Genomic DNA, 22,356 nt, shown 5'->3' on the forward strand with positions numbered 1-22,356 from the left:
ATGATTTTTGTAAGGGTTCAAATACCTATATTTCGTACATTTAAGACTATTGGGTAACGGTGTGCTGCAACGGCCTTTATGTATAAACGTTGTCTTAAACACCAAATTACCTTGTAGTTTTTTGGGGTTATTCCCACATTTTAAAGTGAATTTACATAAAAAGTTATGTAATACAAAACTATTGCATACCGATTTAGCATCATGGCCATACAAAAAATGGATAAAGAGAATATAGTACGGCGCATTCGCGAGGTAGCGGCTGATTTTCAAATAACCGCATATGAGTTTGCCAAGCACACGGCCTTGAGCGAAGTCGGTATCTCCAAAATACTGAATGGAAAGGTAAAGAACCCCAATACCACTTCTTTAGAGGCCATGATGCAGTTTTTACATCAAAGCCATCAAATAAGTACCGATTGGCTTTGGCATGAAAAAGGGCTGATGAAAGAGGTGACGGTGCCGCGCCAAGATGAATTCATGGGCTATACCGAGTCGGTCAAGAAAAAAAAGCTGGACGAGTTGGCCGTCTTCGTGGCCCATAATGAAGCGGCCCTCATGGAAAACCCAGTTTTCAAGAGCATCGTTGAACGCAAGGGCTACGAACTGATCGTCAAGAAATTGAGGGATACGGGGGAAGATTAGGCAAGAGCCGTTCTAAAAACCCAAAAAAATCATTTTTGTTCTTAAACCGTTGTTTCGACAGTTCGTCAAGTTCCTTCTTTAATTTTTGAATCTCTTTTTGTTCCCGCTTCAAGATCTCTTGCTTGATGATGTCAAAATAGGCTTCCTCTTTGTCTAGAAACCCATGTTTGTGTAAACGTGATAATATTTCAAAAAGTTCATCGGTCGATTTTTTAGGATTATTTTTTGCTGCCATAGCTTTTCGATTTGGTGATTTGATCATAAATGGTAAAGGAGTCTTGTAGGTACGCATCCCTATCTTCGTGTTTGATATATTTAAAATAGGCATCCACGGAGATAAAGCGAATCAGTTGAGATATTTTTATACTCAGACTTTCTCTAAAATTAATAATTGCATAAGCCATAAAAGTAGAAGCAATAGAAAATAGCCCAATACAGATGTAGTACCAATGACGTGGAAAATCTCCTCTATACCACAACGTCCACACTATAAAATAAGATGCACTTAGGGTCGAAAGGATTCCCAATATTTTGGTTGAACCCCTAAGTTGAGTATCATTGATATAGGGAAAAATGAAAAAGAGAAATAATCCCAAATACAACATAAAAATCGGTTTACCGATAGCAAACCAGAACTTTCGGGGGCTACTAAAACCAATGAATTTAAATTCTTTCTTTAAAATTGAAAGCTGATAATTAAATTGAGATTCTGTAATCTCCTCATTATTAAACCTTGATTCAAGAGCAATGATTTTAACGGACTTTTTAGGAAAAATCATATGAAAATAGGGTGCCGTACAAGCAAGTACAGCACCCAAAATAATAACAATCTTCTTGATTTTAATCTCGGTCATCAGGTTCTTCAACCTCTTCTTTGTCGATAGCATTGATTTCATAAGTCGTATCCTCGTCTTTTTCGCAGGCCCCCAAGCTTACTAGGCCCATTAGTAACATTCCCATAAAAAATACTCGTGTTGCTTTCATAATTTTCGTACGTTAATTAATACTTGTTTGTACGAAAAATACGAAGCAAGCCCCCAAAATAAGGATTGTAACCGATAAAAAAGTAATGAAAACCCTTACTCTTTAAGCTTTGCCCAACTTATTTCGATAACCCGTGAATTTTTGACGACAAAGGCAACCCTATCAGCGGGCCACACTATAGGTCTACATTACTTCTGATTACGTATTTTTGACAAATGCCCAACTTTGACTACATTATAATAGGTGCCGGCGCCTCAGGCCTTTTGCTAGCCGATACCTTGGGGAATGATGCTTTCTTTACCAAAAAATCGATTTTAATACTCGATAAAGACCTAAAAAATACCAACGACCGTACTTGGTGTTTTTGGGAAAGAGGAAATGGCGACTTTGACGCTATCACCTATAAGACATGGAGGCATATTTTTTTTGCCGGTAAGCAACTTCGGCAAACAACGACCATACATCCTTATCGCTATAAAATGGTTAGGGGGATTGATTTTTATGAACACTATCAATCTAAACTAAAGCAATATCCGAATATCATAGTAAGACATGAAGAGGTGCTGTCGGTAGCGCAGAAAAGTGATTTTGCGACCGTACACACCACCAGTTCAGTATATCATACGCCACAGGTCTTTACCAGTATCTTTGACTACAAAAACCTAAAAAAGAATAGCCAATACCCCATTCTACAACAACATTTTTTGGGCTGGGTGGTCAAGACCGAAAAACCGATATTCAACCCTGACGAAGCAACATTCATGGACTTTTCCATTCCGCAAAAAGGCAATACACGGTTTATGTACCTACTCCCTTTTGCAGCAAACCAGGCCTTGGTAGAATACACTTTATTTTCTGAAACCCCCTTAGAAAGGCAAGAATATGAAAATGCCATCAAAACGTATCTGACCACTAAAGACTCGGGTGCCTATGAGATTTTAGAAACTGAGACCGGTAGTATTCCCATGACCTGTTATAACTTTCACCAACATAACTCGGCAAACATCGTGCATATCGGCATTGCCGGCGGTTGGGCCAAGGCAAGCACGGGGTATACCTTTATGAAAACGAATCAAAATGTAAAGAAATTGGCCCATCATCTTAAAAAAGGAAGAAAAGCCATCGATTTTAAGACCAAAAACCGTTTCTGGTTTTATGACTTGTTGTTATTGGACATTTTGTACAAACACAACCATCTGGGTCGGTCTATTTTCGAGTCACTCTTTAAAATGCACAAACCCCAATTGGTCTTCAAGTTCTTGGATGAGAAAACCAATTTATTCGAAGAAATCAAAATAATGTCCGCACCAAGCCCATTGCCTTTTATCAAAGCACTTTTAGCTAGGATTTTCTAAACCGAACGCATCATAAGATCTTCACCAAAGGCTTTGAATACCGCTTTTCGCCCTTCTGGAAGTTCAATTTCATCAAGCGCGTCAAAGGCTTTTTGTGTATATTCTTGAATCGCTTTGGTAGTCGCATTCACCGCCCCACTCTCGTTGAATATGGCCTTAACGGCCGCTATTTTTGAGGTAGGATCATCGGGTGTAATGGAAAATAGATCATAAAGCTGTTTTTGTTGTGTTTGAGAGGCCCGATCCAGTGATTTCAAGTATAAAAAAGTCTTTTTGTTCTCGATGATATCGCCACCAACCTGTTTTCCAAAAGTTTTTGGATCTCCGAAGGCATCGAGGTAATCATCTTGAATTTGAAACGCAATGCCTAAATTTCTTCCAAATTCATAAATCGATTCTTGGTTCTTAAGGGTGGTCTTTGCGATAATGGCACCCATTTTCAAGGCACAGGCCACTAAAACAGCCGTTTTATACTCAATCATTTTGAGGTATTCTGGTATCGTTACGTCATCGCGCGTCTCAAAATCAATATCGTATTGTTGCCCTTCGCAAACAGCCACCGCCGTTTTGCTGAATAGCTGCACCAATTCTTTGAATACATCGTGGTCATACGACTCAAATAGTTGGTATGCATTGATCAACATGGCATCACCAGAAAGGATTCCCGTATTGATGTCCCACTTTTCATGTACCGTTTGGCTGCCCCTTCGCAATGGGGCACCATCCATAATATCATCATGAACCAATGAAAAATTATGAAATACCTCAACGGCCATTGCAGCATTCAAGGCCTGCCGATAATTACCATCAAAAAGTTCCGTCGCCATCAAGGTCAGTACGGGCCGAAGCCGTTTACCCCCCAAGCCAAGGATATAGGTGACGGGTTCGTAAAGGTTTTTTGGTTCTTTCGTTTCTAAGGTCTTTTCTAAATAATCGATGAACTCACGTTGATAGAATGCCACAGCCTGCATAAAAAGTATTTTGCCCAAAAATACATTCATTGTTACAAACAGTTGGTATTTGTGTCATATGTACTAACGGTTTTTATCGAAAACGCAATAGAATTATTTTTTATCGTCTTTATAGATGAAGGGCAAACATAAACCTGGAATGGAAAAAGGGGGAACTACAAATTCACTTAATGATTTTTTCAAAGAAGAGTACCATTCGCTCAAAGGTTATGTGCGCTCTAAAATTGGGGACACCGTCGATAGTGATGCCGAAGATATCATTCAAGAGGTTGCCCTACGCATTTTCTCAAGACCCAAAGATGCCTTGCCCATTACCAATATAGGCGGGTTTGTCTACAGTGCCATACGAAACAGGATCATTGATGTAATGCGTACCAAAAAAGAAAAAATCGATGATGAAAGAACATTGGAAAACCTTTGGACGGAATTTGCGGGACTTTTCTATGATGGGCAAGAGTCCCATTTTTCTGAACCATTGAAAGAACGGCTCAAAGTAGCCATTCTAGAACTAAAACCGGCCTATAAAGCTATAATAATAGCGGTCGACTTTGAAGGATATACCTATAGGGAAATTGCTGAGGAAACGGGAATCTCTTTAGGTACGTTAATGTCAAGAAGGCATCGAGCCATATCAATATTATCAAAAAACCTAGCATCAAAAAAAGAAGTTTAAAACTAGTATTATGAAACAGAAACAGAACATTGAAAATCATGTCAAGAATACGGTTACCAATTATGTAAGCAAGGGTGTTAAAATCGTTTTCTTCATACTTTTTGGTATTGCGATCGCCTTTTTAGTCGGTTACATCGTAATGCGTTTGTGGAATTGGCTGATGCCAGAGCTCTTTGGGCTTACAGCACTAAATTATTGGCAAGCAGTGGGATTATTAATCTTGGCCAAAATCATCTTTGGCTTTGGCGGTGGTAGCGGGCCTGGTAAAAAGACCCATGCTAGAAAAACTTCGAGATTCAAGAAATGTAATACGTTACGAAGTGATTTTTCAGAATGGAAGCACTATGATGAATTTTGGAGTCAAGAGGGTGAAAAAGCCTTTCAAGACTACTTGCGACGAAAGCAAACTGAAAATAAAGCGTAACGATGGACGAAAAGAACGATTCAAAGAAACATAGGTATCAATACAAGGCCTTTTTCTGGAGTTTAGGAAATAAAATAACGGTTCAGTCCAAAAATCGTGAGGTCAATCGTCATAGTACGGATATTTACCCCAATGAACATGAAAATTAACGATTCGTTAAAAAAATGTAAAACTTCGGAAACTTTTTTTGTTTTTAAAGTTTCCAAGATACATTTGTCAATCATTTATGCGTGATAAGATTTTACATACGGCTACCGACCTTTTCTTAAATCTAGGTTTTAAGAGCGTAACCATGGATGATTTGGCCAATGAAATGGGTATTTCGAAAAAAACGATTTACTCCCATTTCGAGAATAAGACCAAGTTGGTCGAAGAAGCTACCACACAACTCTTTTGGGAAATCTCAGATGGTATCGATGAAATTGTCGCCCTAAAGAAAAACCCGATTGAAGAGCTTTATGAAATCAAGAAGTTCGTAATGTCAAAGTTAAAGGACGAAAAGGCATCCCCACAGTACCAATTAAGAAAGTATTATCCCAAGTTGTTCGATACCCTTAGAAAAAAAGAGTTCGAAGTGATGCAAGATTGCGTGGTCGACAATATAAAAAGGGGTATTGACATCGGTATTTATCGCGAAAACCTCAACATTCAATTTGTGGCGCGTATTTATTTTATGGGTGTCTTAAGTTTGGGCGACCATGACCTTTTTCCCAGTACCATGTTTACCAAGGTCGATCTCGAAGACTATTACCTAGAATACCATCTCAGGGGAATCGTAACCCCTGAAGGGCGAAAAATTTTAAACAAAACCATCAATTCAAACCAAGAATAATGCGAAAGACCATTGCATCCATAATTCTCTTAGTATCCCTAATAGCAAGTGCCCAAGAACAAAAAACCAATTTTAGTTTAAACGAGGCCATAGCACATGCCCTTGAACACAATTATAGTGTCATCAATGCCAACAGGGATATCGTAGATGCCCAAAAACAAAAATGGCAGACCATTGCCACTGGATTACCACAAATCAGCGGTGCTGTCAGTTATCAAAATCAAATTATACAACCGATAAACCAGTTTCCTTCCATACTGGTCCCTGAAGAGTTTCTTCCACCAGGTACGGTTCAAGGCCCTGATACGTTCATACCTATCGTTTTTGGTCCGCCCCAAACCGCGACGGCCACGGCTACCCTAAAACAGCAGATCTTTGATGGATCATACATCGTGGGGGTTCAGGCCACAAAGGCATTTTTGAGTTTTAGTCAGAACAACAAGGAAAAAACGGACCTTGAGATTCGAAAGGCAGTCGTTGAGGCCTATGGCAACGTATTGTTGGCAAAAGAAAGTGTGGCGATTTTCGAAAAGAACAAGACCACCTTGGAAAAGAACCTTTATGAGACCACAAAGGTCTTTGAGAACGGCCTCGGTGATGAAGAAAGTGTAGACCAGCTGCAGATTACCTTATCATCTATTGACAACCAGCTCAAAAATGCCGTCCGTCTTGAAAAGATCACACTGCAAATGTTGAATTTGATCATGGGTATTGCCATTGAGGCACCCACCCAATTAACTGACGACCTGAATACCCTAACACAAGATAAAATCGACCTTCAAGCGATAGGTACACCTTTCAACATTGAGAACAATACCGACTATAAGTTGGCCCTCAACCTGAACGAACAGCGTTTTTATGAGCTTAAGTTAGAGAAAAGCCGGGCCTTACCGACCTTGAATGCCTTTGTCAACTACGGGGGGAGTTCCTTTAGTGATAGTTTCAATTTTCTAAGTTCTGGCCAACAATGGTTTGAACAGTCGGTATTGGGTTTCGACCTAAGTATCCCGATCTTTAGTTCTTTGGGTCGAAGTGCCGCTACACAGCGGGCCAAGATCGCCCTAGAGAAAGCGAAGACCCAACTTACAGAGGCAGAACAGCAAATTACGCTACAGCTCGAACGGGCCAAGAGTGATTATGTTTTTGCTATTGAAGAATATGAAACCTCAAAACAAAACCTAGAGCTGGCAGAACGTATCGAAAATAAAAACCAAATCAAGTATACCGAAGGTTTGGCGACCAGTTTTGAATTGCGGCAGGCCCAAACGCAATTGTATACCAGCCAACAAGAGTTTTTACAATCAATGGTCAATGTCATCAATCGTAAAACCGACCTTGAAATCATTATAAATCAATAGTTGTTGATGAGTTGAAAAGTTTAGAGTTAAAAATATGAAGCAGTTTTCATTTGAAAAATTGAATGTATGGCAAAAATCTAGAGCTTTATCAGTAATGATATACGGAGTAACCAAAAAATATCCACCTGATGAAAAATTCGGATTGACCAGTCAAATGCGTCGCTCGGCAATATCAATTACTTCTAATATCGCTGAAGGAACTGGGAGACATTCCCCAAAAGATAAAGCTAGATTTACGGAGATTGCGTACGGTTCAACCTTGGAGCTCTTAAATCAAACTATACTATCAAATGACTTGGAATATTTAAACAATACGGATTTAGAAACAATTATCAGAAATAACGGCAATGTTAGATGGTCTATATAAAGCTCAGCTAAACGCTTAAACATATCAACTAATAAACTAATTTAATTATGAAAAACGTACTATCAATCTTAATAATGGCAATACTGGTTGCCTCATGTGGTGGTGGCTCAGACGCCTCAGTTTCAGCGGTTATCGAAAGCAAGGACATTGACGCGATTCGGGCAAAAAGAAGTGCAATTGCAGAACAACAAAAAGCACTGGATAATGAGGTTAAGCAGTTAGACTCTGCCATTGCCGAACTTGACGACAATGCCAAACTTCCCTTGGTAACCACGTTTAAGACCAAAGCGGAAAAGTTTATCCACTATCTAGAATTGCAAGGTGATGTCATGACCAAACAAAATGTACTGATCTACCCTGAAATGGCAGGTACACTTTATAGGGTCTATGTAAAAAAGGGCCAAAAAGTCAAAAAAGGCCAGATTTTGGCTTCTATCGATGATGGCGGACTTTCAAGTCAGTTGGCACAACTCAAGACCCAAGCCGATTTGGCAAAAACTACCTTTGATCGTCAAAAGAGATTGTGGGAACAGAACATCGGTTCTGAAATTCAATACCTTCAGGCCAAAACACAATATGAAGCACAGACGAATACGGTAAAACAGTTGGAAAGTCAATTGGCCAAATCTTCGATCCGCGCTCCTTTTTCAGGGGTTATTGATGATATCATAAAAGATCAAGGTACCGTGGTAAGTCCGGGTCCAGGTTCAGAAGTTTTTAGAATTGTGAACCTGTCCAATATGTATGTTGAGGTCGAGGTACCCGAATCACATCTGACCAACGTTGTACCCGGTAAAACGGCACAGGTATCGTTTCCTGTGTTGGGCGAGACCGTAGAAACTCAAATACGTCAAACAGGCAACTTCATCAACCCTTCAAACCGGTCTTTCACGGTTGAAATTCCCGTGCCGAACGATAAAGGAACCATAAAACCCAACCTAACGGCCATTGCCAAAATCAACGACTACACGAAAGAAGACGCCATCTTGATTCCCCAAAGTGTCGTATCTGAAAATGCTGCTGGAGAACAGTACGTTTACCTAGCTGAAAATAATGGTTCAGATACACAAGGCATTGCCAAAAGGGTGATTATAGAAACAGGCAAGACACAAGGTGATAATGTGGAAGTGGTTTCTGGATTGGTAGCGGGCAATAATATTATTGTCGAAGGTGCACGAAGCGTTCGTGACAACCAACAAGTGAAAGTTCGTAATGAAATGAAAACCGTCAATAACTAAAATCATGGAAAAAGCCAAAAAGAACGCAAATAAAGAATTTCGCCTTTCTTCATGGGCCATTGACAATCCTTCGGTCATCTATGTAATGATCGCAATTTTCTTGTTCATTGGTATTTCTTCATATTTCGCGATGCCCAGGGAAGAATTTCCTGAAGCGGTAGAGACCAAAATCTATGTAAGTACGGTCTATCCTGGCAACACGGCAGAAGATATGGAACGCTTGATTACCGATCCGCTCGAAGAACGGTTGAAGAACGTCAGCAATTTTGTAGAGATGACCTCAACATCACAAGAAGACTATTCCATGGTCGTAGTCGAATTTGATGAGGGTATCGCCGTAGAGTCGGCCAAACAAAAAGTAAAGGACGAGGTCGACGGCGAAAAAGCAAGTGAAGATTGGCCCGTATTCAACGGCGCAAAAGTGGAGCCCAATGTGTTCGACTTAAACCTAGCGGAATCTTTTCCTATTCTCAATGTGAACCTTACTGGGGATTATCCGGTAGAAAAACTCAAGGAATTTGCAGAGTACCTTGAAGATGAAATTGAGAATCTTGAGGAAATCAAACAGGTGGATATTCGCGGGGCCCAAGACAAAGAGGTACAAGTAGCCGTGGATATCAATAAGATGATGGCGGCCAAAGTGAACTTCGACAATGTTATTCAGGCAATCGCCAATGGCAATATGACCATGTCTGCCGGAAACCTGATCACAAGTGGGCAACGCAGAACGATTCGAATCACGGGTGAGATCGAAAAACCCGCTGAGCTTAACGACTTTGTGGTGAAATCTGAAAATGGGGTCGTGTATTTAAGGGATATTGCCCAAGTATCTTTTTCTGAAGAAGATAAAACTACCTACGCCCGAGAAATGGGTGAAAGCGTGGTAATGTTGGACATTAAGAAGAGATCTGGCAAAAATGAGGTCGAGGCCACCAAAAAAATAAAGGCCCTAGTAGCCAAGGCGCAAAAAGACTATTTGCCCGAAGATTTGGATGTTAGTTTTGCCAACGACAGCAGCAGTGCAACACTCAATCAAGTAGACGATTTAGTGAACAACATTATTTTCGGAATCATTTTGGTGGTTACCGTATTGATGTTCTTCTTAGGGTTTAGAAACGCCCTTTTCGTTGGTTTTGCCATTCCGATGTCCATGTTCATGTCATTCATGATCTTATCGGCATTGGGCTACACGTTGAATACCATGATCTTGTTTGGTTTGATTATGGGCTTGGGTATGCTGGTGGATAATGGGGTCGTTGTGGTTGAAAACGTGTATCGTTTAATGGAGCAAGAGGGTATGTCACGCAAAGAAGCAGCGAAAAAGGGTATTGGTGAAATTGCCATTCCGATTATCATTTCAACGGCAACAACAATTGCAGCTTTTATTCCTCTAGGTATGTGGCCGGGCATTATGGGCGAATTCATGATATACTTCCCTATCACGCTGTCAGTGGTTTTGGGCTCATCACTATTCGTGGCCATATTCATGAATTCTATGTTGGTTTCCAGATTTATGGAAATAGGGGAGAAAACCCTGACTAGAAAACAACTGATCCGTATAAGTTTGATACTTGGCGGTTTTGGCGCCTTCATTTATATAGTAGGTGGTCAAGTTCGTGGCCTGGGAACCCTGATGGTCGTCATTGCGGCCCTATTCTGGCTTTACAAATATTTCTTAAAACCATGGGCGAACCGTTTTCAAAAAAATAGCTTGGTTAAGCTTGAAAATTGGTATGAAAGAAGATTGATGCATGCCCTTCGCGGTAAAAATGTGTATTGGTATTTTGGGGTAACCATCATTTTACTGATCGCGGCCTTTGTTTCCTTTGGCGCCTCAGTAGGTAGTGAACGGACCAAATTGGAGTTCTTTCCCGACAATACCCCTAAAGAAGTCTATATCTATATTGAATATCCACAGGGAACGGATATCGATAAAACCAATATGCTAACGAAGGCAATTGAAGAAAAAGTCTATGGTATCATCAAAGACGAAAAATACTATGATCAATCCGGTGAGAACCTTTTAGTGGATACCGGTGTATCACAGGTAGGCAAGGGCGCTGAAAATCCGTTTACCGAAGCTGGATCTGCAGCAGATATGCCCCACCGGGGAAAAATAACCCTATCCATGCAAGAGTTTCGATTTCGGGAGGGAATGGATACCGAAAAGCTGAGGCTGCGCATACAAAATGAGCTGGCCGATGTGTATCCCGGGGTTACAATTTCCGTTGAAAAAGACGCGGTAGGCCCACCAGCGGGTTATCCGGTAAATGTAGAATTGATCGGTCAAAACTATGATACCCTAATCAATGTGGCAGAGCGTATGAAAGGCTTCCTTAACGCTAAAAGCATTGACGGTATGGAGGGCCTTAAGGTCGATGTGAATAAAGGAAGCCCAGGGATGCAGGTAATCGTAGATAGACAAAAAGCCGGTGAACTGGGCATATCAGTGGGTCAAGTAGGGCAACAATTACGAAGGTCGTTATTCGGTGACAAAGCGAGTGTCTACAAGAAAGATGGTGAAGATTATGATATCAATGTGCGGTTCAATGAAGATTTGAGGTATAACACCAGTGCGCTGTTCAACCAAAATATTATTTTCAGGGACCAGGCGTCGGGGCAAATTAAGGAAGTACCCATTTCTGCAGTGGCGTCTCGCAAGAACACATCTTCTTTCAATGCCATAAAACACATCAACGGACAACGCGTAGTGACCGTCTATTCAGGCTTGAAACCAGGTGGTAACGCCAATATCATAGTCGACCAGATAAAAAAGGAAATGGAAAACTTTAAAGGCATGCCCGATGGTGTAAAAATTGATTATACGGGGGAATTGGAGGAACAGGCAAAGCAGCAGGCATTTTTAATGGGTGCCTTCTTCTCAGGCTTGGGCCTTATCATGCTCATTTTGATCTTTCAATTTGGTGGTATCTCAAAACCCGCCATTATAATGATGGCCATTTTTCTAAGTTTCATCGGGGTTTTTGGTGGACTGGTTGCGACTGGATGGCCCTTTGTAATCATGATGACCATGATGGGAATCATTTCATTGGCAGGAATCGTAGTTAACAATGGTGTCGTACTACTGGATTACACCCAAATATTAATCGATCGCAAAAAGGTGGCATTAGGTATTTCAGACGATGAGCTATTGAATCGAGAAGAGGTAACCGAGACGATCATCAAAGGAGGAAAGGCAAGACTACGTCCTGTTATACTGACCGCCATCACTACTGTTTTGGGTTTGATTCCCTTGGCAACTGGTCTGAATATAAACTTCGTAAAACTTTTTGGTGAGTTCGATCCCCAAATCTATGTTGGTGGGGATAATGTGATTTTCTGGGGACCCTTGGCCTGGACCGTTATTTTTGGCTTAATAGTCGCCACATTCTTGACATTGATAATCGTACCGGTCTTGTTCAATATTATTTATAGGATAAAGATTAGGATAAAAGGCAGTCATACTTCAAATAAGAAAGAAGAAAACCAAGAAATCAACCTGGCGGCATAAGCTAGAGGGGGTTATCTTAAAAAAAAAGCCTGACCAGTATTGGTCAGGCTTTTTTTATATCGTTTTGAGTTATTATTTGTTCACGGAAACTACTTCAGATTGATTCCAGTTTTTGACATAAGCAATTCGGTTATCCTCAAAATCAACCTCTTTTAAGATATCATCTTTCCAAAAGAACCATTTACCCGATCTTTTACCGTTCACATACTTCCCGGTAGCTATCTTTTTGCCATTGGTATTATACATATACCACTGCCCATGTAGCTTATCGTTCAACAAGGTTCCGGTCTGGGCAATCTCGCCATTATCGTGATAATAGGTGGCCTTTACCATTTTTCCCTCTTTTTCGAATGTTGGTTTTATATCTTGGGCAGATAGGCCTATGGAAAATAATACCGCTGTAAGTAAAATCACTTTTTTCATAACATGAAGCTTTAAATCATTGAATCCTTTACATTAACGATACAAATATATAATTTATTTTACATTAAATACACTTTCAAGTAACATTTAAATAACATTAAATTTACATTAAATACATAATTTGTTGTACTTCAAATAGTTAACATATTGATTTTTAGGTGACAGCAACATAACCATTTGAAAAAAATTACGGACCATCGTATGAAATATCATTTAAAATTGCCCTAAACAGCGCTTGTTTATTGTTTTTCATACCATCTGAACTAACTACCTTTGCAACTTATTTTAAAGTCATGTACAGAAACAATACTTGTGGTGCTTTGCGCATTACAGATAGCAATAAAGAGGTTGTGTTAAGTGGTTGGGTGCATAAATCACGTGATAAGGGTTTTGTGGTCTGGGTAGATTTACGGGATCGCTATGGGATCACACAACTTGTCTTTGACCAAGAACGAACTTCAGCACAATTATTGGAAAAGGCCAGAAGCTTAGGAAGGGAATCCGTAATACGGGTTAAAGGTCAGGTCATTGAGCGGGCCTCTAAAAACCCCAATATTCCCACGGGTGAAATCGAGGTCTTGGTTTCTGAATTGACCCTATTGAATGAATCGCTGCTTCCCCCCTTTACCATTGAAGATGAAACGGACGGAGGTGAGGATATTCGAATGAAATATCGTTATCTCGATATCAGAAGAAACCCTGTTAAAGAAAACCTTGTCTTTAGGCATAAGGTTTCCATGGAAGTACGAAAATACCTTTCAAATCAAGGTTTTATAGATGTTGAAACGCCCTATTTGATAAAGTCCACACCTGAGGGTGCCCGTGATTTTTTAGTGCCAAGCCGTATGAACGAGGGCCAATTTTACGCCCTGCCACAGTCACCACAAACCTTCAAACAATTGTTGATGGTTGGCGGAATGGATAAGTATTTTCAGATTGTAAAGTGTTTTCGCGATGAAGACCTGCGGGCCGATAGACAACCTGAATTTACCCAGATTGATTGCGAGATGGCCTTTGTAGAACAAGAGGATATCTTGAATACGTTTGAAGGACTTACACGACACTTGTTGAAAGAAATCAAAGGTGTCGAAGTCGACACATTTCCAAGAATAACGTTTGACGATGCCATGAAGCGGTATGGTAATGACAAACCCGACATTCGATTTGGGATGGAGTTCGGTGAGCTTAACAAAGTAGCCCAACATAAAGGGTTCAATGTTTTCAATTCAGCGGAGCTTGTAGTCGGTATTGCGGTACCTGGTGCGGCGACTTATACGCGAAAAGAGATTGATGCCTTGATCGATTGGGTCAAACGGCCTCAGGTTGGCGCGAAGGGAATGGTATACGTAAAGTGTAATGAAGATGGTTCGTTCAAATCTTCAGTAGATAAATTTTACGCCCAAGAAGACCTCGCCAATTGGGCAAAAGAAACCGGGGCAAAAGCTGGTGACCTTATTTGTGTACTTTCTGGGGAGGTCAATAAAACCAGGGCGCAGTTAAGCGCTCTACGTATGGAACTTGCTGAACGACTTGGCTTGCGTAATCCCGATGAGTTCGCGCCGCTTTGGGTCATTGATTTTCCATTATTGGAACACGATGAGGAAACCGGACATTACCATGCCATGCACCACCCTTTTACCTCACCAAAACCAGGCCAATTAGAATTACTGGATACCGATCCCGGGGCCGTTAAGGCGAATGCCTACGACCTTGTTTTAAACGGTAATGAAATCGGCGGAGGTTCCATTCGAATACATGATAAAGAGACCCAGGCCATTATGTTCAAGCATTTAGGGTTTACCGAAGAAGAGGCCAAAAATCAATTCGGCTTTTTAATGGATGCCTTTCAATATGGCGCCCCACCGCATGGTGGTATCGCCTTTGGTCTAGATCGGTTGGTGGCCATTCTTGGTGGTCAAGAGACGATACGTGACTTTATTGCCTTCCCTAAGAACAACAGTGGTCGCGATGTTATGATCGACGCCCCGGCAACTATTGACAGCGAACAATTGAAAGAACTTCATTTGAAATTGGATTTGTAATCGCCGTCCTGACCATTAGTCGGTATAAAGAAAAGACAAAGCCATTCAATAACGGAGGAAAAAAGAATAGCTTGACTAATGGCATCCTATGACCAAGGGCTTTCATTCGAAACTTCTTGACCGATCCATTTATCCGATTCAGAAAAATCAAAATCAGAAATAATGCCCTAATTTTGGATAAACTTGGCACTCCCAATATGGCCAATACCAAAGTGTACATAAGAAAATTCCTGAAATGGAGGTATAAGCACATCTCTAACAAGACCTTTATTCAATTGGTAAGCTTATTGATTGGGTTTCTGGCGGGTTTGGTCGCGGTCACCCTTAAAAATAGTACCTATTTCATAGAATCCCTTCTAGAGAATGGCATCGTTAGTTCAGGGAACCAATTGTATTTTATATTGCCGATAGTTGGGTTGACCTTGGTCTATCTTTATGTGAAATTCGTCAATAAGCACCCCATAGAACATGCCGTATCTTCCATTCTATACTCGCTATCCAAACAAAAAGGCCTGCTATCCGTCAAAAAAATATATACCCCGTTAATTGCGGCACCACTCACCGTTGGTTTTGGGGGTTCGGTAGGTTTATTGGGGCCCGCCGTAAAATCGGGTGCGGCCCTAAGCTCGAATTTAAGCCGCCTTTTGCATATTGATGCAAAGACGCGAACCTTGCTTATTGCCTGTGCCTCTACCGGGGCCATTGCATCCATTTTTCAATCACCGATAGCCGCAATCATTTTTGCCGTCGAAGTATTCAGTTTAGACCTGACCATGTTGTCGGTACTACCACTATTATTGGCATCGATATCTGGGGTACTCACCTCATACTTCTTTTTGGGCAATGAAGTACTTTTTAACCATGCCATAAATAAGGGATTTGAGCTTGGCGATGTTCCCTTTTATATTATACTTGGTATCGGAACCGCTATTGCATCCATCTATTTTACCAAAATGTACTTCGGCATCCTTAAAATCTTCAAACGTTTTAAGAGTCCGAAATACAAGCTTCTGGTCGGCGGTATTCTAATAGGGATAATGCTTTATTTTATTCCGCCATTATACGGTGAGGGTTTCGGGTTTATCAATGAACTTTTAGATGGCAATCACGTTAAGGCCTTGGGCAAAACACCCTTTGATGCTTTTATCGATAATATTTGGGTGGTTATCGCCCTTTTATTTGGCATAACCATTTTTAAGGCCATAGCAATGACTACGACATTTGCCGCCGGCGGTGCAGGTGGCATCTTTATTCCCACAATGGTTATGGGTAGTGCATTGGGCAATGTCGTTGCCAAGGTCATCAACAATGTCGGACTTGGTTTTGAAGTCTCTGAAAGTAATTTCACGCTGATCGGAATGGCCGGACTCATAGCCGGTGTTATTCACGCACCTTTAACGGCTATCTTCTTGATTGCTGAGATTACGGGTGGTTATGCGCTTTTTGTGCCACTTATGATCACCGCTTCCATATCCTTTTTAATAACCAAGAACGCTTTGGATTATAACATATATACCAAAGAACTTGCACAGAAAGATGCACTGTTGACCCACAACAAAGATCAGGCGGTGTTGACCTTAATGCAGCTAGACGACGTCATAGAAACCAATTTTAAACCCGTGAACGCCGAAATGACCTTAGGGGAAATGCTGACAAAATCCGTAGCTAAATCGACCCGTAACATTTTTCCCGTTTTAGACAAGGACGAAAAAATGGTCGGTATCGTTTTATTGGATGATATTCGCGAATTCATGTTCAAAACTGACCTGTATAAGACCCTATTCGTCAAAGATGTCATGCACGCTGCGCCTGAGTATATCTTTTATAAAGAAGATTCAATGAAGCAGGTGATGAAAAAATTTCAAGAGAGTGGGGCTTGGAACTTACCGGTAATCCACGACGGCACCTATATGGGTTTTGTCTCAAAATCAAAATTATTGACCGCGTATCGAAGAAAATTAATCGACTATACCCCTTAGCTATGAAAATGAAATATGTCATCGTTTTAATCGTAATCGCTTCATTTGTGGCAATCATCTACGGATTCACCATCAAAGAAGCCGATAGTGTAACGGCAAATCGCTTTATTGGCTTTGGAACCATTGGATTGTTCTTACTTGCCATGCCATTATTTCTGATCAAAGAAAGTAAAGGAAAGAAAATGAACGATTATATGCTTACCAAGGAAAATATCGAAAAAATGCAGGCCAAAGAACGTGAAAAGACTGATAGTCAATAAATTTCATTTCTTTTTTATCTCGCGATATTGAAAAAATCATAATTTAGTAAGACACTAATTATTTTTACCATGACTGGAATCGTAAAATTTTTCAATGAATCCAAAGGCTATGGGTTTATTACCAATGATGACACCGGAAAAGACATTTTTGTACACGTAACTTCATTGAACGGCGTAGAATTAAGGGAAGGGGATAAAGTGGAATACATCGAGGAAGAAGGCCGAAAAGGAACAGTTGCTGCACAAGTACAGGTAATCAGCTAAACCTATTTTATTTGGGATAATTTAGAATATAGCCCAATCGTCAAGGGTTTTAGTATTCACCCATTGCTCAAATGAACAGTATCAAACCGATCCAAGTTGGGCTCCTCAAAAGTCTCAAGCCGTCAGGTATTTAAATCAGACAGCAAGTGGTTGGGAATCTTGCCATAATCTGGATTCTAAAGGCCACTTCCACAAATGGGATCTGTATTAATTTAGATTACGTCTTTGTATAAAAAAGCGCTTTAACAAATCGGAAGCTTCATTCGCCAACACCCCACCAATAACATCGGTTTTAGGATGCAATGAAGTTCCCATTACGTTATAGCCCCGTTCCAAATCGGCCGCCCCGTAGACGATTTTTGAAATTTGACTCCAGTAAAGTGCCCCAGCACACATCTGACAAGGCTCTAAGGTTACATAAAGGGTACATCCCTTTAAATACTTTCCCCCTAAAAAATTAGCAGCAGCGGTAATGGCCTGCATTTCAGCATGGGCAGTAACATCGATCAATCGTTCGGTAAGGTTATGGGCCCTTCCTATAATTCTATTTTGGGTGATAACTACCGCTCCGACCGGTACTTCACCCTTATCAAAGGCAATTTGCGCCTCTTCTAGGGCCTTTCTCATAAAATAGGTATCGTCGAACGGGTTTTCCATGTTTTGATTCAATGGGCAAAACTACAAATCGTACGGCAATAAAAAATAGTATAGAATCGGTATTTTTGGAGTTCAATTTCATGTCTTGTTAGCACAAATTAAAAATCCGGATGACCTACGCCGAATCGCCCATACCGATTTAGGACAAATTGCGAGGGAGTTACGGAGTTACATCATCGACATCGTAGCTACCAAAGAAGGACACCTGGGTGCTAGTCTGGGCGTTGTCGAATTGACCATTGCCCTACACTATGTTTTCAATACACCTGACGACAAGCTTATCTGGGATGTGGGCCACCAGGCCTATGGCCACAAAATCCTTACTGGCAGAAAGGAAAACTTCCATACCAATCGACAACTGAACGGTATCAGCGGATTCCCAAAACGGGAAGAGAGCAAGTATGATGACTTTGGTACCGGACATAGCTCAACGTCCATCTCGGCCATCTTGGGAATGGCTATTGCCGCTAAACTTAAGGGGGACCATAAAAAACAACATATCGCGGTAATAGGGGATGCCTCCATTGCAAGCGGAATGGCCTTCGAGGGCCTAAATCACCTAGGGGTTACAGATGCCAATGTACTGGTCATTCTAAATGATAATGCCATTGGAATAGACCCCAGTGTTGGAGCCCTAAAAAAATACCTTACCAATGTCAAGAAAGGTACCGCAAAAGATGAGAATATTTTTGAGTGCCTGAACCTTAATTATACGGGGCCTATCGACGGGCACGACATGCAAGAATTGCTTACCACCTTAAGACGCTTACGCAATATAAAAGGCCCAAGGTTACTACATATTATCACCACAAAAGGAAAAGGATTACTAAAGGCCGAGCAGAATCAGGTCGTCTACCATGCCCCGGGTAAATTTGATAGGCAAACAGGGGAACTTTATAAAAATCCAACAGTGGGGACGGCCCCAAAGTATCAAGATGTATTTGGCCATACCATCGTAGAATTGGCAAAGAAAAACCAACGAATAGTTGGTATCACCCCAGCAATGCCGACGGGCAGTTCTTTAAAATATATGATGGAGGAAATTCCGGAACGCGCCTTTGACGTAGGTATTGCAGAACAACATGCCGTTACCCTAGCGGCAGGTATGGCAACACAAGGGTTGATTCCTTTCTGTACCATTTATTCCACTTTTTTACAACGTGCCTATGACCAGGTAATCCATGATGTGGCCTTACAAAACCTACCGGTAGTTTTTTGTTTGGATAGGGCAGGCTTGGTCGGTCAAGATGGCCCTACGCATCATGGTGTTTTTGATTTTGCCTATTTGCGGTGTATTCCGAATATGACCATTTTCTCGCCATTCAACGAAATGCAGCTACGCGACATGATGTATACGTGTCAGGTGAATGATTTGAATGGGCCCATTGCCATACGCTATCCGAGAGGTTATGGGGTCACTAAAAAGTGGCAACGGCCATTTAATACCATTGAAATAGGTAAGGGCCGTAAACTTAAAGATGGTGAAAAAATCGCATTTTTAACGATTGGGCCTATCGGAAACCAAATCACTGAACTGCTTGAAGATATAGATCATCCAGAGTTCTATGGGCATTTTGACATGCGCTTTGTAAAACCTTTGGATACCGCACTCTTGAAAACGGTGTTCAGCAATTATGAACATCTGATCACCCTTGAGGATGGTTGTGAAAAAGGGGGATTTGCAAGTGCTATCATCGAATATGCCCAAAAAGTCAACTACGTGGGATCCATAAAAACCTTCGCTATAAAAGATGAATTCATCGAACAGGGAACCGTTGAAGAATTATATCGTATTTGTGGCTTGGATTCGAAATCAATTAAACAGTACCTTGAGACCTTATCTTAAATATCCTTTACTTCTTTTGATAGCACCGTTTTATGGTTTGTTCTTTTGTGCTGCCCAAGACCCTGTTCTAGATTCCATACCTGCAGACAGCAGTATAACCGATACCATTGTAATTCGGTGGGAACAGAAGAAGATAAAAAATATACGTCGGGGCATAAGACTACAAAGCCCAAGGGTTTCGTTCGTCGGTACCAAGCCCTTATCTGAAAAACCAAAGAAGTTCATACCGACTTCTTTTTGGACCAAAGAAAATGAGTTCGGACTCAATATCAACGAAGTTGCCTTTGTAAATTGGAATGCTGGCGGCGACAATTCCATCACGGCATTAGGCAATATGCGTTTTTCAAGAAAGTATAAATTCAGGTATATCAATTGGGATAGTGAGTTGCGTCTTCGATACGGCCTTAATGCACAAGAAGGCAGAAAACTTCGAAAAACCGATGATTTCATCAGATTGGCCTCGACATTTGCGTATCGTCGAGATACCCTTTCCAATTGGTATTATTCCGTCAAGGGCAACTTCAACACCCAGTTTACAAACGGTTTCAAGTATCCGGATAGGGAAAGTCCGATTTCCAGGTTTTTGGCCCCGGGGTATTTGTTTCTAGGTGCGGGTACCTCTTACATATCCGAAGGTGGCAAATTCAATCTCTACACGTCCCCCTTCACACTTAAAGCGACTTTTGTGCTTGATGAAGCTTTATCACAGCAAGGGGCTTTTGGGGTAGATGAAGGGGAACATGTATTTATGGAGGTTGGTTTTTTAGTAACCAATACTTGGGAATACGAGGTGCTAAAAAATGTAACAATGAGCCATCGGTTGAACCTCTATACCGATTATATCAGAAGTTTTGGTAATGTTGATATTGATTGGGAGTTGGATTTCGTGCTTCAAGTCAACAAAAACGTAAATGCGAACATCGGCATACAGATCATTTACGACGATGATATTCTTTTTGATGAAGAAGTTGATGCCGACGGTACGGTATTAAATGCCGGGGAGCCCAGAATTCAATTCAAACAGCTTTTAGGCATTGGGTTTGGATATATATTCTAAAGCTGTCTTCCCATTAATTTATTATGGATGTTCACAGCAGCGCTATCAGAAAGACTGGCCACAAAACAGGAAGCGCTCAACAGCAGTTCATACGTGGTTTTCGAATGGTCTTGATATTGCGTAGGCAAGGTTTTTATCAAAAGGTTGTCGTAATTGGTGGCATCACCTTTTTTCTTACGTAATAAAGCCGTTGTATATATTTCAAGAATGTCGGCAATGATCTTATACCCGGCCAATTCTTTCTCAATGACCTCTTGAGACTGATAAATATTGGAAATACTGACATTAATAATATCGCCTATTTGTGCTTTGTAATGGCTCTTGTCTAAAAGGGCGACATCAAAATCCCCTTGCAAAATGGCGGTTTCGTTTTCTTCGAAAATACGTATGGCATCATGGATCAACGTATTTATGGCCAAGGCCCTCAAATAACTTAGCCTATCGCTGGTATTTGTCATTTGATTGTATTTTTTGGTATTGATGGTATCTTTTACGAGCTTGATAAAGTATTCCAAAGCATAATCTTCTGAGATGAACCCTAAGTTGATGCCGTCTTCAAAATCAATAATGGTATAACAAATATCATCGGCGGCCTCGACCAAGTAGGTAAGTGGATGTCTGTACCATGAGGCGGGTTCGTTACCGTCTTTCTTTTTCAAACCAAGCTCTTCGGCAATAGTGCCAAAGGTCCCTTTCTCCGATTGAAAGAATCCGAATTTCTTATCCGATATATGGTTTGTAGGTTTTTTGGGTAATGATGCCTTAGGGTACTTCATAAAAGCCCCTAACGTGGCATAGCTTAAACGCAGCCCCCCTGGCACCCCGTTGCGGGATTCCGTCAACAGTTTAAAACCATTTGCATTACCCTCAAAATCAATTAAATCTTGATACTCCTCGGCATTTAATTCCGCTTGGTAGCGTTTTCCCGCCCCAGATTGAAAAAAGGCCCCTATAGCCTTTTCGCCACTATGGCCAAATGGGGGATTTCCAATATCATGGGCCAAAGAAGCTGCTGCCACGATGGCGCCAAAATCATTGAAACGATAGCCCAATTGCTCTTTCAAATGAGGATGTTTTCGCAACAGGTTTCTTCCTGCTATCCTACCTAAGCTCCTACCTACCACGGAAACTTCCAAACTATGGGTAAGCCTGGTGTGCACAAATTCTTTTCTAGAACCAACATCAATCGGCATAGGTACTACTTGGGTCTTATCTTGCAAACTCCTAAAAGCTGAAGAAAATATGATACGATCATAATCTACCTCAAAACCCAAGCGGGTCTCATCTTGCAGTCGTCGAACCCTCTTCTCGGTATCACCTTGGCGCCTTAGCGATAACAACCGTTCCCAATTCATCAAATCATAATTTAGAAAATGTTCAAGCGGTAAAGCTATGCTTTTTCTTAGGTACCACCGTGATTTGACCACTGAATTTGGTAACGTTTAATTAACCTGTAAGCGGAATTATAATGGC

23 protein-coding genes are annotated in these 22,356 nt (G+C 41.0%); 16 read left to right on the forward strand and 7 right to left on the reverse strand.

Translation table 11 applies throughout. From position 1 onward, the window contains the following. Nucleotides 1–201 precede the first annotated feature (201 nt). Entirely contained in the window at nt 202–642 is a 441-nt protein-coding gene (locus AACM45_RS09565) for a helix-turn-helix domain-containing protein (protein WP_339142308.1), read from the forward strand. Here the strand turns inward: AACM45_RS09565 and AACM45_RS09570 are convergent. From AACM45_RS09570 to AACM45_RS09580, 3 genes are read right to left on the reverse strand one after another with little or no spacing between them, the layout of a single operon-like run. Beyond that, nucleotides 611–877 carry a hypothetical protein gene (locus AACM45_RS09570; RefSeq protein ID WP_339142309.1) on the reverse strand — a complete coding sequence of 89 codons (267 nt, stop codon included), beginning with the start codon at nt 875–877 and terminating at the stop codon, nt 611–613. The genes AACM45_RS09565 and AACM45_RS09570 overlap by 32 nt on opposite strands. Beyond that, complete coding sequence (locus tag AACM45_RS09575) at nt 861–1,496, reverse strand: hypothetical protein (protein ID WP_339142310.1); 636 nt, start codon at nt 1,494–1,496, stop codon at nt 861–863. The genes AACM45_RS09570 and AACM45_RS09575 overlap by 17 nt, the downstream gene beginning before the upstream one ends. Continuing rightward, entirely contained in the window at nt 1,483–1,626 is a 144-nt protein-coding gene (locus AACM45_RS09580) for a hypothetical protein (protein WP_339142311.1), read from the reverse strand. Before AACM45_RS09580 ends, AACM45_RS09575 begins: the two co-directional genes overlap by 14 nt. 215 nt (nt 1,627–1,841) lie before the next feature. On the opposite strand from AACM45_RS09580, the gene AACM45_RS09585 reads away from it, so the two are divergent. Then, entirely contained in the window at nt 1,842–2,981 is a 1,140-nt protein-coding gene (locus AACM45_RS09585) for a lycopene cyclase family protein (protein ID WP_339142313.1), read from the forward strand. Here the strand turns inward: AACM45_RS09585 and AACM45_RS09590 are convergent. Next, nucleotides 2,978–3,952 (reverse strand): polyprenyl synthetase family protein, encoded by a 975-nt coding sequence (locus tag AACM45_RS09590; RefSeq protein ID WP_339142395.1) that lies wholly within the window; start codon nt 3,950–3,952, stop codon nt 2,978–2,980. The two genes, AACM45_RS09585 and AACM45_RS09590, sit on opposite strands and share 4 nt — an antisense overlap. Nucleotides 3,953–4,091: 139 nt before the next feature. On the opposite strand from AACM45_RS09590, the gene AACM45_RS09595 reads away from it, so the two are divergent. The 8 genes from AACM45_RS09595 (at nt 4,092) to AACM45_RS09630 (ending at nt 12,355) form a co-directional block, all read left to right on the forward strand. Next, on the forward strand, nt 4,092–4,625 hold the full coding sequence (locus AACM45_RS09595; RefSeq protein WP_339142314.1) for an RNA polymerase sigma factor: 534 nt from the start codon (nt 4,092–4,094) through the stop codon (nt 4,623–4,625). Between the two features lie 10 nt (nt 4,626–4,635). Further along, nucleotides 4,636–5,049 (forward strand): hypothetical protein, encoded by a 414-nt coding sequence (locus tag AACM45_RS09600; RefSeq protein ID WP_339142315.1) that lies wholly within the window; start codon nt 4,636–4,638, stop codon nt 5,047–5,049. Nucleotides 5,050–5,051: 2 nt separating this feature from the next. Next, nucleotides 5,052–5,198 carry a hypothetical protein gene (locus AACM45_RS09605; protein ID WP_339142316.1) on the forward strand — a complete coding sequence of 49 codons (147 nt, stop codon included), beginning with the start codon at nt 5,052–5,054 and terminating at the stop codon, nt 5,196–5,198. A 77-nt stretch (nt 5,199–5,275) separates the two neighbouring features. After that, nucleotides 5,276–5,881 (forward strand): TetR/AcrR family transcriptional regulator, encoded by a 606-nt coding sequence (locus AACM45_RS09610; protein WP_339142317.1) that lies wholly within the window; start codon nt 5,276–5,278, stop codon nt 5,879–5,881. Beyond that, complete coding sequence (locus tag AACM45_RS09615) at nt 5,881–7,239, forward strand: TolC family protein (RefSeq protein WP_339142318.1); 1,359 nt, start codon at nt 5,881–5,883, stop codon at nt 7,237–7,239. Before AACM45_RS09610 ends, AACM45_RS09615 begins: the two co-directional genes overlap by 1 nt. A gap of 34 nt (nt 7,240–7,273) precedes the next feature. Next, nucleotides 7,274–7,606 (forward strand): four helix bundle protein, encoded by a 333-nt coding sequence (locus AACM45_RS09620; protein ID WP_339142319.1) that lies wholly within the window; start codon nt 7,274–7,276, stop codon nt 7,604–7,606. Nucleotides 7,607–7,653: 47 nt separating this feature from the next. Continuing rightward, entirely contained in the window at nt 7,654–8,844 is a 1,191-nt protein-coding gene (locus tag AACM45_RS09625) for an efflux RND transporter periplasmic adaptor subunit (protein ID WP_339142320.1), read from the forward strand. A gap of 4 nt (nt 8,845–8,848) precedes the next feature. Then, the gene (locus AACM45_RS09630; RefSeq protein ID WP_339142321.1) at nt 8,849–12,355 is read left to right on the forward strand and encodes an efflux RND transporter permease subunit; all 3,507 of its coding nucleotides are present in this window, start codon (nt 8,849–8,851) and stop codon (nt 12,353–12,355) included. 72 nt (nt 12,356–12,427) lie between these two features. Here the strand turns inward: AACM45_RS09630 and AACM45_RS09635 are convergent, their stop codons facing one another. Next, complete coding sequence (locus tag AACM45_RS09635; RefSeq protein ID WP_339142322.1) at nt 12,428–12,778, reverse strand: toxin-antitoxin system YwqK family antitoxin; 351 nt, start codon at nt 12,776–12,778, stop codon at nt 12,428–12,430. Between the two features lie 293 nt (nt 12,779–13,071). On the opposite strand from AACM45_RS09635, the gene aspS reads away from it, so the two are divergent. The 4 genes from aspS to AACM45_RS09655 all read left to right on the forward strand — a co-directional run bounded on the left by aspS (nt 13,072) and on the right by AACM45_RS09655 (nt 17,323). After that, nucleotides 13,072–14,820, forward strand: coding sequence for an aspartate--tRNA ligase (gene aspS, locus AACM45_RS09640; protein WP_339142323.1), 1,749 nt, complete (start codon nt 13,072–13,074; stop codon nt 14,818–14,820). A gap of 197 nt (nt 14,821–15,017) precedes the next feature. Further along, complete coding sequence (locus tag AACM45_RS09645) at nt 15,018–16,799, forward strand: chloride channel protein (protein WP_339142396.1); 1,782 nt, start codon at nt 15,018–15,020, stop codon at nt 16,797–16,799. A 2-nt stretch (nt 16,800–16,801) separates the two neighbouring features. Then, complete coding sequence (locus tag AACM45_RS09650) at nt 16,802–17,059, forward strand: hypothetical protein (protein ID WP_339142324.1); 258 nt, start codon at nt 16,802–16,804, stop codon at nt 17,057–17,059. Nucleotides 17,060–17,128: 69 nt separating this feature from the next. Beyond that, on the forward strand, nt 17,129–17,323 hold the full coding sequence (locus AACM45_RS09655; RefSeq protein ID WP_339142325.1) for a cold-shock protein: 195 nt from the start codon (nt 17,129–17,131) through the stop codon (nt 17,321–17,323). A gap of 207 nt (nt 17,324–17,530) precedes the next feature. Here AACM45_RS09655 and AACM45_RS09660 read toward each other — a convergent pair whose 3' ends face one another. Beyond that, on the reverse strand, nt 17,531–17,980 hold the full coding sequence (locus AACM45_RS09660; protein ID WP_339142326.1) for a nucleoside deaminase: 450 nt from the start codon (nt 17,978–17,980) through the stop codon (nt 17,531–17,533). An 85-nt stretch (nt 17,981–18,065) separates the two neighbouring features. Between AACM45_RS09660 and AACM45_RS09665 the strand changes: the two genes are divergently transcribed. Next, nucleotides 18,066–19,826 carry a 1-deoxy-D-xylulose-5-phosphate synthase gene (locus AACM45_RS09665; RefSeq protein WP_339142327.1) on the forward strand — a complete coding sequence of 587 codons (1,761 nt, stop codon included), beginning with the start codon at nt 18,066–18,068 and terminating at the stop codon, nt 19,824–19,826. Continuing rightward, nucleotides 19,810–20,883: a DUF3078 domain-containing protein gene (locus tag AACM45_RS09670; protein WP_339142328.1), complete on the forward strand. Its 1,074-nt coding sequence runs from the start codon at nt 19,810–19,812 to the stop codon at nt 20,881–20,883. Before AACM45_RS09665 ends, AACM45_RS09670 begins: the two co-directional genes overlap by 17 nt. Here the strand turns inward: AACM45_RS09670 and dgt are convergent. Then, entirely contained in the window at nt 20,880–22,238 is a 1,359-nt protein-coding gene (gene dgt, locus AACM45_RS09675) for a dGTP triphosphohydrolase (RefSeq protein WP_339142329.1), read from the reverse strand. The two genes, AACM45_RS09670 and dgt, sit on opposite strands and share 4 nt — an antisense overlap. Nucleotides 22,239–22,356 lie beyond the last annotated feature (118 nt).

Source organism: Croceitalea sp. MTPC5, assembly GCF_036985505.1.
Classification (GTDB): Bacteria; Bacteroidota; Bacteroidia; order Flavobacteriales; family Flavobacteriaceae; genus Croceitalea.

Coding starts and splice junctions, on each gene's coding strand:
- AACM45_RS09635 (WP_339142322.1), bottom strand. CDS start 12,778: ATGAAAAAAGTGATTTTACTTACAGCGGTATTATTTTCCATAGGCCTA.
- AACM45_RS09590 (WP_339142395.1), bottom strand. CDS start 3,952: ATGCAGGCTGTGGCATTCTATCAACGTGAGTTCATCGATTATTTAGAA.
- AACM45_RS09575 (WP_339142310.1), bottom strand. CDS start 1,496: ATGACCGAGATTAAAATCAAGAAGATTGTTATTATTTTGGGTGCTGTA.
- AACM45_RS09645 (WP_339142396.1), top strand. CDS start 15,018: ATGGCCAATACCAAAGTGTACATAAGAAAATTCCTGAAATGGAGGTAT.
- AACM45_RS09605 (WP_339142316.1), top strand. CDS start 5,052: ATGGACGAAAAGAACGATTCAAAGAAACATAGGTATCAATACAAGGCC.
- aspS (WP_339142323.1), top strand. CDS start 13,072: ATGTACAGAAACAATACTTGTGGTGCTTTGCGCATTACAGATAGCAAT.
- AACM45_RS09620 (WP_339142319.1), top strand. CDS start 7,274: ATGAAGCAGTTTTCATTTGAAAAATTGAATGTATGGCAAAAATCTAGA.
- AACM45_RS09595 (WP_339142314.1), top strand. CDS start 4,092: ATGGAAAAAGGGGGAACTACAAATTCACTTAATGATTTTTTCAAAGAA.
- AACM45_RS09600 (WP_339142315.1), top strand. CDS start 4,636: ATGAAACAGAAACAGAACATTGAAAATCATGTCAAGAATACGGTTACC.
- AACM45_RS09630 (WP_339142321.1), top strand. CDS start 8,849: ATGGAAAAAGCCAAAAAGAACGCAAATAAAGAATTTCGCCTTTCTTCA.
- dgt (WP_339142329.1), bottom strand. CDS start 22,238: ATGAATTGGGAACGGTTGTTATCGCTAAGGCGCCAAGGTGATACCGAG.
- AACM45_RS09570 (WP_339142309.1), bottom strand. CDS start 877: ATGGCAGCAAAAAATAATCCTAAAAAATCGACCGATGAACTTTTTGAA.
- AACM45_RS09650 (WP_339142324.1), top strand. CDS start 16,802: ATGAAAATGAAATATGTCATCGTTTTAATCGTAATCGCTTCATTTGTG.
- AACM45_RS09660 (WP_339142326.1), bottom strand. CDS start 17,980: ATGGAAAACCCGTTCGACGATACCTATTTTATGAGAAAGGCCCTAGAA.
- AACM45_RS09565 (WP_339142308.1), top strand. CDS start 202: ATGGCCATACAAAAAATGGATAAAGAGAATATAGTACGGCGCATTCGC.
- AACM45_RS09655 (WP_339142325.1), top strand. CDS start 17,129: ATGACTGGAATCGTAAAATTTTTCAATGAATCCAAAGGCTATGGGTTT.
- AACM45_RS09615 (WP_339142318.1), top strand. CDS start 5,881: ATGCGAAAGACCATTGCATCCATAATTCTCTTAGTATCCCTAATAGCA.
- AACM45_RS09625 (WP_339142320.1), top strand. CDS start 7,654: ATGAAAAACGTACTATCAATCTTAATAATGGCAATACTGGTTGCCTCA.
- AACM45_RS09580 (WP_339142311.1), bottom strand. CDS start 1,626: ATGAAAGCAACACGAGTATTTTTTATGGGAATGTTACTAATGGGCCTA.
- AACM45_RS09610 (WP_339142317.1), top strand. CDS start 5,276: ATGCGTGATAAGATTTTACATACGGCTACCGACCTTTTCTTAAATCTA.
- AACM45_RS09585 (WP_339142313.1), top strand. CDS start 1,842: ATGCCCAACTTTGACTACATTATAATAGGTGCCGGCGCCTCAGGCCTT.